Annotated in this window: 3 protein-coding genes; all 3 read right to left on the reverse strand. The window is 73.5% G+C overall.

What is annotated here, in order from left to right; genetic code table 11:
• Positions 1-29 precede the first annotated feature (29 nt).
• Genes ABZS71_RS18785 through ABZS71_RS18795 form a run of 3 tightly spaced genes read right to left on the reverse strand, consistent with a single transcriptional unit; the run spans position 30 to position 14,802 of the window.
• The gene (locus tag ABZS71_RS18785; RefSeq protein WP_356211408.1) at positions 30-1,691 is read right to left on the reverse strand and encodes an FAD-dependent monooxygenase; all 1,662 of its coding nucleotides are present in this window, start codon (positions 1,689-1,691) and stop codon (positions 30-32) included.
• Positions 1,688-6,133, reverse strand: coding sequence for a thioester reductase domain-containing protein (locus ABZS71_RS18790; protein ID WP_356211411.1), 4,446 nt, complete (start codon positions 6,131-6,133; stop codon positions 1,688-1,690). The genes ABZS71_RS18785 and ABZS71_RS18790 overlap by 4 nt, the downstream gene beginning before the upstream one ends.
• Positions 6,130-14,802 (reverse strand): beta-ketoacyl synthase N-terminal-like domain-containing protein, encoded by an 8,673-nt coding sequence (locus ABZS71_RS18795; RefSeq protein WP_356211414.1) that lies wholly within the window; start codon positions 14,800-14,802, stop codon positions 6,130-6,132. The genes ABZS71_RS18790 and ABZS71_RS18795 overlap by 4 nt, the downstream gene beginning before the upstream one ends.
• Positions 14,803-14,831 lie beyond the last annotated feature (29 nt).

Raw genomic sequence — 14,831 nt, forward strand, 5'->3', positions numbered from 1 at the left:
CGGGGCGGTGATGGGCGGTACGGCGCGGATCAGCCTCCCCGCAGCACGGTCTTGATCCCGGTGCGGATCAGCGGGGCGATGTCCCGGGGCGCCCCGCGCACCGTCCACAGAGCGAGCCTGAGCAGGGTGACCGGGGTGATCTGCAGAAAGCGGGCCGCGGGATCGTTGAGCTTGAAGGCCGCGGGCACGAACTCCGCCTCGCGGACCGACCGGAAGATCCGCTCGCTCGCGGTACGGGGATCGAGCTCGCCGGCGGCGACCGCCGCACAGGTGGCGCCGGTCGCCGCGAAGAGCCGGTGGTAGCCCTCGTGGCCGGCGAAGACATGCCCGCGGTACGGCACCGTCTCCAGAGCCCGCAGCGCCGCGTCACTGCCCGTGGAGCGGAGCTCCGAGTAGGCGGTGAGCAGCGGGAACCCGCCGAAGCGGAAGCCGACCTCAAGGACGAAGAGAACGGACTTCACCAGCGCCGGGTCGCGCAGCGAGGCGTGCACCATGGCGGCCAGTTCGTCGTTCGCGTCGAGGTGGCAGCGGGTGAAGTCGTCCACGGGTGCGAAGCGTTCGAGGGAGAAGTCTCCGTCGGCCACGGCGTCCAGCAGCCGCCGGGCGAGGACGTTCACGGTCTCCAGAGCGATGCCCAGTCCCCTCGATATGAAGGGATCGACATAGCCGGCGGCGTCCCCGATGAGGCACCAGCGGTTCCCCACGGTGCGGCTCACCGCGTACTGGTTGCGCTCGGTGGACAGCCACGGATGCTCGGCGACCGCGTCCTCGAACTGGGCGGCCAGCGTGGGGAAGCGAGCGACGAAGGCCCGGAACCGGGCCTCGGCCGTGTGCCCGGCACGGTCCCCGGCCGGGAAGCGGCCGGTGTCCAGTGTCAGACCGACACTGACCATGTCAGGTGCGCGGTCCCGGTAGTTGCCGAAGGGCAGCACCGACAGATACGCGCCGTCCGTGAGATGGTGCATGCTGCCTCGGGCCCACGGCATCGGCGCCTTGTACGCCGCGGCCCGGTCGGCCACCACCTCGGCGAACGGCCGCACCCGCGTCATGTGGGTGGTGAGCGTGCGGGTCGCGGTCGTGAAGCGGGCCGGTTCCTCGCGGAGTCCCAGCCCGGCCACCAGCGGCGAACCGGGTCCGGTCGCGTCCACCAGGTACCGCGCCCGGAGCCGGCTCCCGTCCGAGAGGGAGACCAGCACGCCGTCCGCGTCCGGCACCGCCGCGGTGACCTTGATGCCCCGGCGTACGTCGGCACCCCTGTTCTGGGCGACCCGCAGCAGGTGGGCGTCGATGTCCGGCCGGTAGAAGTGCGGCTCGGGCGGCGCGCCCTTGGGCGGGCAGATCTGGATGAGCTCGGACGGATCCTGGGGCCGGCCCTCCCGGTGGTAGACGAAGCTGTGGCAGTGCTCCGCGCCGACGGTCTCGGTGATGTGTTCGTGGATGTCCTTGACGGTGGACAGACGGGCCAGTTCCGGCACCTGGTAACGCTCGGCCAGGATGCGGAAGAGCCCGGCCGCGTGCACCCCCATCTCACCCTGTGGGAAGGGGGGCGGCCCGGCCTCGTCGACCACGGTCACCTGCACCTGGTTGGCGGCCAGAACAGCCGCCAGGGTCGCCGCGGCGATGGATCCGCCCAGGATGGCGACGTCGCGGGGTGCCTGCTCCTGAGGGTGTTCGGGATCGCGCGTGTTCATGGCTGCTGCTCCGTCCGGGACTGTGCGCGGGGCTGGTCGGGCGAGGGGAGGAAGCCGGTGCGGACCATCCAGTCGAAGTACGTGTCGAGGAGGGCGTCGTCGAGCGGCGGGCAGGTGATGCCGCTGCCGTCCAGGGCGCGCAGCAGGTTGTCCACCCGGTACGTCATGGAGTCCTGGCCGACCCGGACGATCTCGCTGATGGTGTCGATGAGCGGGTGGAGCGCGTTCTCCTCAAGGCCGACCCGGGCGCGGAAGTCCGCCACCCACGCGGGCCCCGGCCGCTGCCCGACCGGCCACCCGCGCCGCTGGAGGTAACCGACCAGCTCCTCGAAAGGCATGCGCTCAGGGTTGAGGAGATGGAAGTTGCGTCCGAAGTCACTCGTCGTGGAGGCGTGTACCAGGGCCCGGCTGACGTAGTCGGCGGGGGTCATCTCGACGAGCATGTCGAGCTCGGGCGCCGAGCCGAACTGGATACAGCCCTTGATGACCGCGCAGGTGAAGCTGTTGGTGACACAGGCGCCGAAGCGCGAGTCGCCCATGATCTGGCCGAGCCGGTAGACATTGACCGGTACCCCGCGCTCACGTGCGGCGCGTACGAGATTCTCCGCCATCCACTTGGACTGCAGATAGCCGTTGGGCAGGCGGCCGGCCCGGTCCAGGGCGTCGTCCTCGGTGAAGGTGCTGGTGAGGTCGTCGGGCACCCCCCAGACGGCGAACGTGGAGACGTGGTTGACCGGGGTGAGCGGGCCGCGGCAGGCGAGCCGCAGGATCTCCTGCGTGCCGCCCACGTTGGCGGCCCTGAGCTGCCGGAAGCTCTGGACGAAATTGACGTTGGCGCCGTTGTGGTAAATCGCGTCGACGCGGTGGGCGAGCGCGTCGAACACGTCCTCCGGCAGGCCGAGCAGCGGAAGGGAGAGATCGCCGGGGACCGGCACGATCCGCTCTTCGTCCCCCTCCCGCCAGGGCAGATAGCGCTCGGTGTTGGCGCGCAGCCGGGCCAGCGCGGCATCCTGGTCGTCGGCGCGCACCAGGCAGTGGACCGTCGCCTTGGTGGAGCGGAGCAGTTCGTCCAGGAGGTACGCGCCGACGAAGCCGGTGGCGCCGGTGAGCAGGACATCGGCCGGGTCGCGCCAGGACTCCCCCAGGCCGCCCGCGGGCCGGACGTCCGGGTCCAGCACGGCCTCGGCCTTGAGCACGGCCGGGTCGGTCCAGTCGGTGGCCACGGCTGCCGTTCCCCGCCCCGCCGCTCCGGGCAGACCGTGCTCCTGCTCGGTGTGTGCGGTGATGAGTGCCGCCCATTCGGCGACCGTGGGCCGCTCGAAGAGCTCGCGCGGAGAGAGCCCGACCCGCAGTTCGTTCTTGCAGGCCGTGACCACCTGTACGACCATCAGCGAGTCCACCCCGAGTTCGAGCAGATCGGCGTCGGGGCCGATCTCCTCCGCGGGGGTCCACAGCGTGGTGGCGAGCAGCTCCCGCAGGTGGGCGGCGACGAGAGCGGGCCGCGCGTCCGCAGCCGCCTCGGTCAGCCGCGCGAGCAGCGCCGGGGTCTCGTCGGTGGCCCGGGTCCCCTCGGTGGCGCCGGTCTCCTCGCCGGTACCCGAGGGGGTGGCGGGCACGGCCGGCTCCCGCTCGTCGAACCAGTAGCGGTCGCGCTGGAAGGCGTACGTAGGAAGGGCCACGGGCCTGGAAGGTGACCCGGCGTGCACCGCCTGCCAGTCCACCGGGGCACCGAGCACATACAGGCCGCCCAGCGCCGTACGGATCTGCTCGACGTCGTCGGTGGTCCGGCGCAGGGAGGCGAGCCATGTGCGGTCCTGTCCGGGGAGGGCGGTGGACCCGAGGCCGAGCAGTGTCCGGCCGGGGCCGATCTCCAGGAAGGTGGTGAAGCCGAGCCGGTCCAGGGTGTGCAGTCCGTCGGCGAACCGGACGGGCCTGCGAGCGTGCCGGCACCAGTAGTCGGGGTCGGCGAGGGTGTCGGGGCCGACGGGCTCTCCGGTGAGGTTGGAGATGAGGGGAATGCGCGGCGCGGTGAACCGTATCCGCGAGGCCGCCGCGCGCAGTTGCGCCAGCGACGGCTCGACCAGGGGCGAGTGGAAGGCGTGCGAGACGCGCAGTCGGCGGGCCCGGATCCCGCGCCCGTCGAGCCGTGCGGCGATGCGGTCGATGGCATCGGCGGCGCCGGACAGCACGGTCTCGCGCTCGCCGTTGACGGCGGCGAGCGAGACGGGGCCGCCGTCCGCGGCGGCTTCGGCCTCTGCCTCTTCCGCGGCGAGCGGCACAGCGATCATGGCGCCTGGCGCGCAGAGCCGCTGCATGAGCCCGGCGCGGGCGGTGACCAGCGCGAGGGCGTCCTCGAGGCTGAACACCCCCGCCACACAGGCGGCCACGTACTCGCCGACACTGTGCCCGAGGACGGCACCGGGCCTGATCCCCCAGGAGCGCCACAGGCGGGTGAGGGCGTACTCGACGGCGAAGAGGGCGGGCTGGGTACAGGCGGTCCGGTCCAGGAGCGCGGTGTCGTCGGGGCTGCCGTGGAGTACGTCGAGCAGCGGGCGGTCGAGATGGTCGCGGAGGAGGGCGTCGCACTCGTCGAGGCCGGCGCGGAACACCGGTTCGGTGGCGTACAGCCTGCGGCCCATGCCGGGGTACTGGCTGCCCTGGCCGGTGAAGAGGAACGCCACCTTCGCGCGCCTGCGGGGCGAGGCCCGACCGGTGATGATCCCCGGCGTGGCCCGTCCGGCGGCGAACCGGCCCAGCCGTTCGCCCAGCTCACCGGCGGAGCCGGCCACCAGCGACATCCGGTACGGCAGTTGTGCCCGCCCCAGGGCGGCGGCCCGGCACACTTCCCCCAGCGAGGCGGCACCGCCTGCGCTGCCGCCGCTCGTACGGCCGTCCACGCCCTGTTCGCCTGCCCCGGCGGCGTACTCCCGCGGCAGGCCGAGGCGGGCGGCGTACCGGGCGGCCAGATCGCTCAGGGCGGCCTGGGACGTCGCGGACAGGACCAGCAGATCGTGCGACCGCTCCGGCGTCGTCCGCGGCGGCTCCGCGGCCGGCCGCGCAGGGGCCTCGCCCAGCACCACGTGCACATTGGTGCCGCTGACCCCGAAGGAGCTCACCCCCGCGTAGCGGCCGGCGGCCGCCGCGGGCCAGGCCGTCGGAGCGGTGGGGACGGTGAGGTGCAGATTTTCCCAGTCCACGTTCGGATTGGGCTCGGTGAAGTGCAGGCTCGGCGGAATCTGTCCGTGCTGGAGCGCGAGCGCGAGCTTCATCAGCCCGGTCACCCCGGCGGCGGCCTCCAGGTGGCCGACGTTCGTCTTGACCGACCCGACGTAGACGCGCCGGTCCGCCGGACGGCCGGGACCCAGCACCGCCTCCAGGGCGCGGAGTTCAATGGGGTCGCCGAGCATCGTGCCCGTACCGTGCGCCTCGACGTACCCGATCTCGCCGGGGGCCACTCCGGCGTCCGCCAGGGCCGCCCTGATCACCTCCTGCTGTGCCGGACCGCTGGGCACCGAGATGCCGCTGGAGCGTCCGTCGTGGTTGACCGCGCTCCCGTGGATGACGGCCACCACCGGATCGCCGTCCGCCAGTGCGTCCGCCAGCCGCTTCAGCACGACGACCCCGCACCCCTCGCCGCGCGCGTAGCCGTTGGCCGAGGCGTCGAACGCCTTGGAGCGCCCGTCGGGCGAGAGTGCCCCCGCCTTGCTCACCAGTACGAACCCATAGGGCGTCAGCATCAGGCTGACCCCGCCGGCCAGCGCGAGATCACACTCCCCGCGACGCAGGCTCTGGCAGGCGAGGTGAGCCGCCAGCAGCGACGAGGAGCAGGCCGTATCGACGACATGCGCGGGGCCGCGCAGCCCGAAGTGATAGGCGACGCGGCCGGCGAGGAACGCGGGCTCCGCCATCAGCTGGTAGGCGTCCACATCCGTCACATCGGTGAGCTGCTGGCGCATGCGCGCGTAGTCGCTGGTGCTGGCACCGAGGAAGACGCCGGTCGCGGTGGTCTCCAGGCGGTCGGGGGCGATACCGGCACGCTCCAGCGCTTCCCAGGTCACTTCCAGCGTGAGGCGCTGCTGCGGGTCCATCGCCACCGCCTCGGCCGGCGAGATGCCGAAGAGCGAGGCATCGAATCCATCGGCCCGGTCGATGAACCCGCCCTCGACGCAGTACGCCTTGCCCGGAGCATCCGGGTCGGGGTCGTACACGGCATCCGCGTCGCCCCGGTCGGCCGGGAAGCGGGAGATGGTGTCCGTACCGTCGCGGAGCACCTGCCAGAACGCCTCCGGGGAACCGGAACCGCCGGGGAGGCGGCACCCCATCCCGATGATCGCGATCGGCCCGTCCGTCCGCTGGTACCGCTCCAGCCGGGTCCTGAGCTGCGCGATCATATCGAGGGCGTGGGTCAGCCTGGCCCGGTCGTCCATGTCCGTTCCGGTCATTGCTCCGCCTCTCCGCGGTACTCGGTATCCGTACGGGTCCGTTGAGCACGCCCGAGGCCCAGGGCCCGGACCCCGGCCATCTCGCGCTCGAAGCGGGCCACGAGGTCGTCGTCCCGGTCGGCGGCGGGCTCCCCGTCCGGGGCGGGGGGTTCGGCCTGACCGCCGAGGCCGAGCACGTCCGCCGCCAGATATCCGGCGAGTGCCTCGGCGTTCGGGTACTCGAATACGAGCGTGTTCGGCAGTGAGCAGTCGAAGCGCCGCTGCAGCCGGACCTTCATCTCCAGGGCCGTGATCGAGTTCATGCCGAGGTCGAAGAAGCCCTGGGCGGAGTCGAGTTCATCACCCGAATCGGCGCCGAGCACCACGGCTGTCTCGGTCAGAACGTGGCCCACGAGGACACCCTGGCGCTCCTCCGGTGCCAGTGCCGCCAGCTCCTGGAGGAGGGCGGCCGCCGCGGTGGCACCCGCCGTGTCGTCGCCGGGCTCCAGATCGTGGAACAGCGGCCAGCCCGTCTGCTGATAGAGGGGCAGCATGAGCCCCCAGTCCACCTGGCAGACGCCCGCCTCGACGGGCCCGGACGCGACGAGATGGTCCAGCGCCGCCACCGCCGTCTCGGGCCGCAGCGGCTCCAGACCGGCCCTGACCAGCATCGCCCTGCTCTCCTTGGTGAGCCGGCCGACCTCGTCCCACGGCGCCCAGCGCACGCACAGACCGGCGTGGCCTCGGGCACGGCGCCGCTGGACGAGGGCCGCCAGCAGCGCGTCGGCCGGGGCTTGGCGGGCCGCACCCAGCGAACCCCAGGACGAGGCGATGCCGCTGAAGGCGACGAAGAGCTCAAGCCCGCCCTCGGCGCCCCGGGCGTCCAGCAGTTGGTCCAGGTGCCAGGCGCCGAGCGCGCGGTCCCGGACGGCATCGGTGATCTCGGGCAGACCGACGCCCGCGGTGTCGCACAGTTCCCAGTCGACGGCGAGCCAGACCACTCCGCGCAACGGCAGGCCACCCGCGCACGCGGTCTCCAGCGCGGTGGCCAGGCCGGCGGGATCTGCCGGGTCGCACGGCACGGTCAGCAGCTCCGCGCCGCCGGCAGCACGCAGCCGGTCCAGCTCGTCGTCGACGTCCGGGCCGGGCACCGCTTCGGGCCGGGACGTGAGGACGACACGTCCGGCGCCGCGCCCGGTCAGCCAGCGGGCGATGTGCAGGCCGAGGGGGCTCGCACCGTCGGCGACCAGGTACGCGCCACCGGGCTCGGGCGGCCCCGCGGGCAGTACCGGCCCGGCCGTACGGTCCCGTGCCACGCGTTGCACCAGGCGCCGCCCGGAGCGCAACGCGATGTGGTCCTCGCCGTCGGGCGCCGTGAGTTCGTCGATGAGCGCGGCGGCTTCGGCGTCGGGGCCGACCGGACGCGGGTCCAGGTCGAGCAGACCGCCCCAGGCGGCGGGGTGTTCGAGGGCGGCGACTCCGGCCAGGGCCCACAGCGGTGCGTGGGTCTCGGCCACCGGCACGTCCGCACCGGAGATACCGGCCGCACAGGCACCGCGCGTGACGTACCAGACGGGCCGTGCGGTCCCGGCCGCGCCCAGCACGCGGGCGAGGCCGAGGACGGCGTCGTAGGCGCATCCGGCAGCCGGGTCGGTGAGGGCGGCGGCGCCCGCGCCGACGGGGAGGTCCAGTGCCCACAGATGGACGGCGCCACGGCAGCCCGGGGTACGGAGACTGTCCCGTACCAGCTTGGCGAGCCCACCGGGTCCCGCGGCGTCGCCGGGGGCTATGCGTACGGTCCTCTCCCCCCGGGCGGCGAGCTGTGCGGACAGCGCGTCGGCCACGCCGCCCCGGTCCGCGAGCACCAGCCACCACGCGCCGTCCACCGGCTCGGGCACCGGGAGTGCGGCGGCGCGGGGGCAGGGCTGCCACCGGTGGGTGTAGAGCAGGGCACGCGTCCCCGCCGCGGCCGGCGTGGCACGCGGCGGTTCCAGGGCCACGCCGAAGAGCAGGGCGACCGGTGTTCCGTCCGCGTCGCGTACCGAGATGTCACCGCGCACGCCGGGGCCGGAGCGGTCGGTGAGACGGGCACGCACCGTCAGCCGCGGTCCCTCCGGGTCACGGAGCAGCACCAGCCGCGTCACGGACCGCGGCAGCGGCGGCGGGTCCTGCGGCGTCACCCCCGCTGCCAGCGCCAGCGTGCGCAGCGCCGCCTCGAGCAGCCCGGGCGGCAGGATCCATCCCGTACCGGCCGGGTCGCACGCGAACTCGGCCGTGAAGGTGGCGTCGGCGCGCCCGGCCGCCGTCAGCCGCAGCCCGTCCAGGCCGACGCCGGCCGCGGCCAGGACCTCGGCCGGCTCCGCCGGGTCCAGCTCTTCGGCAGTGCCGGTGAACGCGGGCGGCGCGGCCGCTGCCGTGCCCGCCACGTCCGCGCCGGCCGTCACGCGGCCCCGGGCCCGTACCGCCGCTGCCGTCCCGGTCTCCGGGGAGGCCGGGAAGGTGTGCACCGTGAAGAGCGCCGTGTCCGCCGCTCCCTCCGTGGCCGCGTCGGTCAGGGTGAGCTGCGCGACCGTCATGGCGGGTTCGCCCCCGGCTCCGTCCGCCGCGCCGTCGAGCAGCAGCGGATCGGGCAGCTCCGCCGCCTCCAGACACAGCGGCCCGGCGCCGAAGCGCTCCCGGCCGGCCGCCAGCGCCATCTCCAGCCAGGCCGCGCCCGGCACCAGCCTGGCTCCCCACAGTCCGCCCGTGGGCAAGGTGCCGAGCAGTCCACCGTCCAGATCTGCCTCGAACAGCCGCGTGCCCGCGCTCCCCGCGGCCCGGGTCCGACGGGCCAGCAGCGGATGCGCGGCCCCGTCCTTCCCGGCCCCGGCCGCGCGTGGGGCCACCCCGTGCGGCGTCCCGCCCTGCGGGCCGGCCAGCCAGTAGCGCTTGCGCTGCCAGGGATAGGCCGGTGTGTCGGCGAGCAGCCCGCCCGCCGGATACATCCGCTGCCAGTCCACGGCATAGCCGTGCGTGTGCAGTGTGCCGAGCGAGTCGAGCATGACGATGAAGTCGTCACTGTCCCGGCGCAGGGAGGGCACGAGGACGCCGTCCACGCCGAGGTCGCGCAGGTCCTGTTCGATGAAGGTCAGCAGCAGCGGATGAGGGGAGACCTCCACGAAGGTGTCGAATCCGTCGCCCGCCAGGGCCCGGACCGCGCTGGAGAACCGCACCCGGTCGCGCAGGTTCCGGCCCCAGTACGCGGCCCCGAACGCGCCACCGTCCAGGAGGCCCCCGGTCACGGAGGAGTAGCAGGGCACGTCCCCGGCCGCCGGCCTGATCCACGAGAGGCGGTCGGCCAGTTCGCGGTCGAGGGGCTCGACGAGCGGGCAGTGGCCGGCACCCGCGGCGTCGATCCGGCGGCTGAACACCCGGCGCCGGTTGAGCCCCGCCATCACCTCCTCCAGCGCGGTCTCGTCACCGGACAGCACCGTGCTGCGGGCGCTGTTGCTCAGCGCCACCCACAGCCGGTCCTCGTATCCGGCGAGCGCCGCCTCGGCCTCGTCCGCCGGCAGGCCCACCACACCCATGGCGCCGGTGCCGACCAGGCGTTCCTGGACGGCGGCGCGCTCGTGGATCAGCCGCGCCGCGTCCTCGATGCCGAGAACGCCGGCCGCCTGGGCCGCCGCCACCTCGCCCATGCTGTGGCCGACCATCGCGGCGGGCCGCACTCCGAGCGACTGCCAGCGGCGGGCGAGGGCGGTCTGGACCGCGAAGATCAGCTCCTGCTGCCGCGGCCCCGACGGGGTGTCGGCGCCCCGTTCGAGGTGGTCCAGGACCGACCAGCCGATGTGCGGGCGCAGATGGCCGTCGCACCAAGCCATGGCTTCGTGGAACGCCGGGTCCTGTCTCAGCAGGACCCGGGCCATGCCGCGCCACTGGGAGCCGTGGCCGGAGAAGACGAACGCCAGTTTCCGCTCGGCGCCACCGTCCGCCCGGCCGGTGGAGACACCGAGGCCCAGGTCGCCGTCCTCGAACGCGGCGAGCCGCTCGGCGAGTTCGGTGCGGGTGCGGCCCACGACGGTGAGGCGGTGCGTCTGGTGGGCGCGGCGGGTACTCGCGGTGTAGCACAGGTCGCGCAGCGGGACGCCGGATGCCGTGGCGATCTCGTCGCCGCACGGCTGCGGCTGTACGCCGCCGGTGACGACGGTGAGCAGCTCACGGTAGTTGGCGGCCTGGGCGGTCAGGGCCGCCTCGTCGCAGGCCGAGAGCGGCAGGAGATACGGCCGGCCGTCTTCGGGGCTCCGCCCCGCGCGCTGCGGTGCGGACTGCCGTGGCGCCCGGCCGAGCACCACGTGGGCGTTGGTGCCGCTGAACCCGAAGGCGCTGACGCCGGCGACGCGCCGGGTCTGTGGCCACGGCACCGCCCGGGTCGGCACGTCGAAGGGCAGCTCGCTCCACGGGATGGCGGGGCTCGGCTCGCTGAAGTGGAGATGCGGCGGGATCTCCCCGCGGTGCAGGACCAGGACCGTCTTGATCAGCCCCGCGATCCCGGAGGCCGCTTCCAGGTGTCCCATGTTGGTCTTCACCGAGCCGACGGTGATCCGCTGCCGGCCCGGGAGTCCGCTCAGTGCCGCGCCGAGGGCCTGGAGCTCGATCGGGTCACCGAGCGGAGTGCCGGTGCCGTGGGCCTCGACGTACCCGATCTCGGCGGGCGACACCCGGGCGTCGGCGAGCGCGTCGCGGACAAGAGCCTCCTGGGCGGGACCGTTGGGGACGGTGAGGCCGCTGCTCGGCCCGTCCTGGTTGACCGACGAACCGAGGATCGTCGCCAGTACGCGGTCGCCGTCGGCAAGGGCTTTGGAGAGCGGTTTGAGGACGACCACCCCGCAGCCCTCGCCGCGGTTGTAGCCGTCGGCCGATGCGTCGAAGGTCTTGCAGCGCCCGTCCCCGGCCAGGGCACCCGCGGCCTGGCTGGCACGGTGGATGGTGCTGCGCACGATGACATTGACCCCGCCGACGATCGCGATGTCGCTCTCGCCGCCGCGCAGGCTGCGGACGGCGAGGTGCACCGCGACCAGCGACGACGAGCAGGCGGTGTCCACAGCCAGGCTGGGGCCGTGGACGCCCAGGAAGTAGGAGAGGCGTCCGGAGGTGGAGCAGAAGGAGTTGCCTGTGCCGTAGAAGGCGTCGACGTTCTGCGGGGCGTTGGCGATGAGCTCGGCGTAGTCGTGGGAGTTCATGCCGACGAATACGCCGGTACGGGTGCCGGCGAGCCGGTCGGGGGTCTGGCCGGCATGTTCCAGGGCCTCCCAGGCCACTTCCAGGAAGAGCCGCTGCTGCGGGTCCATGACCTTCGCCTCACGCGGCGGGATCCGGAAGAACCGGGGGTCGAAGTGATCGACGTCTTTCAGCCACGCGCCCTTCCACCGGCTGTGGTCGTCGAAGCGCCCCTCGGGGGACAGGCTGATGGCGTCGATCGCGCTGAGCAGCATGTTCCAGTAGCCGTCGGGCCCGTTGCCCCCGCCGGGGAAGCGGCACCCGACGCCGACGACCGCGATCGGCTCGGGCCCGGCCGCGGCCGGCCGGGGTGGATCCGTCACCACGGCCCGCTCCGGGGCGGCGGGCTCCTCGGCCGGCCGGTCGGCACGCCGGTCCCACAGATAGCCGGTCAGGCGCTCCACCGTGGGGTGGTCGAACGCGACGGTCGTGGGCAGCGCGCCCACCTGGGGCTGCAGCAGATTGCGGAGTTCGAGCGAGGTGACGGAATCCATGCCCATGTCGGCGAAACCCTGGCGGCGGCGGATCGAGCCGGGCTCGTGCCCCAGCACCTGGGCCGCCGACAGGGCGACCAGCTCCTCGAGCTCGCGGCGGTCCCGCGGAGCGTCGGGAGTCCGCGCGGCAGGGGGTTCGTGCCGCTCTTCCACCGGCGGCCGCTCCGGCACCGGCGGCCGCTCCGGCACCGGCGGCCGCTCTTCCACCGAACCCGGTGTCTCCGGCGGCGGCTGTGCCACTGACGACCGCTCATCCGTCCGCGGCGGCTCCTGCGTGAGCCAGTAGCGCCCGCGCTGCCAGGGGTAGGAGGGGAGCTTGGCCAGACGGCCGCCCGGGGGCGGGACCGCCCCCCAGCTGACCGGAGCCCCGGCGGCGTAAAGAGCTCCCAGAGAGGTCAGGAGTGTCTCCGCCGCGGCGACCGACCGCCGCAGGGACGGCACCACCAGCCCGTCTTCGACCCCGGTGTCATCGAAGGCGTGCGTGATGGGCAGAGCGAGGACCGGGTGGGGGCCGATCTCCAGGAAGGTCGTGTGCCCCTGGCCCAGCAGAACGTCCACGGCGTCCGCGAAGCGGACCGGTTCGCGGATGTTGCGTACCCAGTGCGCGACGTCGAAGGGCCGCTCGTCCCCCCTTCCCCCGGGGGTGGTGGTGACCACCGGGACGGTGGGCGGACCGGGCCGCAGGCCGTCCAGGAGGTCCGCGAGCCGGTCCTGGTAGGGGGCCATGTACGGGCTGTGGAAGGGGTAGTCGCCGGGCAGCAGCCGGCAGCCGGTCCCCCGGCCCGCGAGGTCGGCCACCAGACGTTCGGCGGCCTCCGCGGCACCGGAGACGACGGTCGTACGGGAGCTGTTGGCGGCGGCCGGCCAGAGCAGCCCGGCATAGGGTTCCAGAGCGTGCCGCGTATCCGGCTCGGACAGTTCGACCACGGCCATCCGGCCCCGGCCGGCCGATTCGGCCAGCAGCTCGCCGCGGTGGACGGCGACCCGTGCCGCGTCCTCCAGGGTGAGCGCCCCGGCCACATGTGCCGCGGCGATCTCGCCCATGCTGTGACCGACCACTGCTGCCGGTTCGATGCCCCAGGAACGCCAGAGCGCGGCGAGCGCGACCTGCACGGCGAAGATCACGGGCTGGGCGAACTCGGTGCGGGCGAGCCGGGATCCGCCCGCGGGGGCCGCGATCTCGTCCTTCGGTGACCAGCCGGCCAGCTCGTGGACGAGGGCGTCACAGGCGTTGAAGGTGTCACGGAAAGCACCGCGGTCACCTCCCTCCCCGAGCAGGTCACGGGCCATGCCGGGCCACTGGGAGCCCTGGCCCGAGAAGGCGAGGACGATGCCCGGTTCCCCCTCGGCCTCCCCGCTGCCGCTGCTCAGGCCGGGTGACGGCCTGCCTGCGAGGAACGCGTCGAGCCGCGCGGCGAGTTCGTCCGCACTGCTGCCGGTGACGGCGAGGCGGTGCTCGCTGTGGTGAGCCCTGCGCGCCCCCGCGGTATGGGCGAGGTCCCGCAGGGCGGGCACCTCCGCGGCACCGGCCAGACGGTCGCGGTAGGCACGGGCCAGGTCGGTGAGAGCGGCGTCGGCACGCGCGGAGAGCGGGAGCAGGACCGGGCCCTGCGGCTCCGCCGCGCGGGCGTCGTCACGCGCGGGGGCGGACTCGATGATCACGTGCGCGTTGGTGCCGCTGAGTCCGAAGGCGCTGACCCCTGCCAGCCGCGGCATGCCGTCCTCGGCCCCCGGCAGCGGAGTGAGCGCGGTGGCCACATCCACCGGCCAGTCCCACCGGATACGTGGGTTGCGTTCGCGTATATGGATGGTGGCGGGGATCCGGCCGTGCCGGAGGACCAAGGCGGCCTTGAGCAGTCCGGCGACGCCCGCCGCGGAGTCCATGTGGCCGAAGTTGCTCTTGAGTGAGCCGACGAAGAGCGGGCGGCTGTCCGGGCGGTCCTGGCCGAGTACGTTCCTCAGCGCGCTCACCTCGATGGGATCCCCGAGAGGTGTACCGGTGCCGTGGGCCTCCACATAGCCGATGTCGGCGGGCGCCACGCCCGCCGCGGCCAGCGCATCCCGCAGCAGCCGCTGCTGCGCCTCGCCGCTGGGTACGGTGAGTCCGGCACTGGCCCCGTCGTGATTGACCGCGGTGCCGCGGATGACGGCGAGAATGTCGTCGCCGTCCGCCAGGGCGTCGGACAGCCGCTTGAGGACGACCAAGGCGCAGCCTTCGCCACGGACGATTCCGTCCGCCGAGGCGTCGAACGGCTTGCAGCGCCCGTCCCGGGACATGGCACGGACCTTGCACAGGAAGATGCTGAGTTCCGGGGAGAGGATCAGGTTGACACCGCCCGCCAGGGCGAGGTCGGACTCGCCGCTCCGCAGGCTCTGGCACGCCAGGTGAATGGCGACGAGCGACGACGAACAGGCGGTGTTCACGGACATGCTGGGGCCCTGGAGCCCCAGCAAGTGCGACAGCCGGCCGGGGCCGAAACTGAATTCGCGCCCGCTGGCGTACCAGGCGCCGATACCGGAGAGCCCGGCCTGGTGGGCGTGGAGCAGTGTGTAGTCCATCCCGATGACGCCGGTGTAGACGGCGGTGCGGGTGCCGGCCAGGGCAGTGGGTACCTGACCGGCGTCCTCCAGTGCCTCCCAGGCGACCTCCAGGAGCAGCCGCTGCTGGGGGTCCATTTCGTGGGCCTCGCGGGGAGCGATGCCGAAGAACGCCGGATCGAACCGGTCGACGCCGTCCAGGAAGGAGCCCCACCGGCTGTACATGGCACCGCGTTTGTGGGGATCGGCGTCGTAGTAGCGGTCCACGTCCCACCGCTCCGAGGGGACTTCCTCGATGGCGTCCGTCTCCTCGCACAGGAGGCGCCAGAATTCGGGAAGTCCATGGGCTCCGCGGGGAAACCGGCACCCCGCCCCCACCATGGCGATCGCTTCGTGCATCTGGCCGTTCCCTCCCACTGCTCCGGCTC

It is taken from the genome of Streptomyces sp. NPDC005393, from assembly GCF_040606675.1.
Lineage (GTDB): Bacteria > Actinomycetota > Actinomycetes > Streptomycetales > Streptomycetaceae > Streptomyces.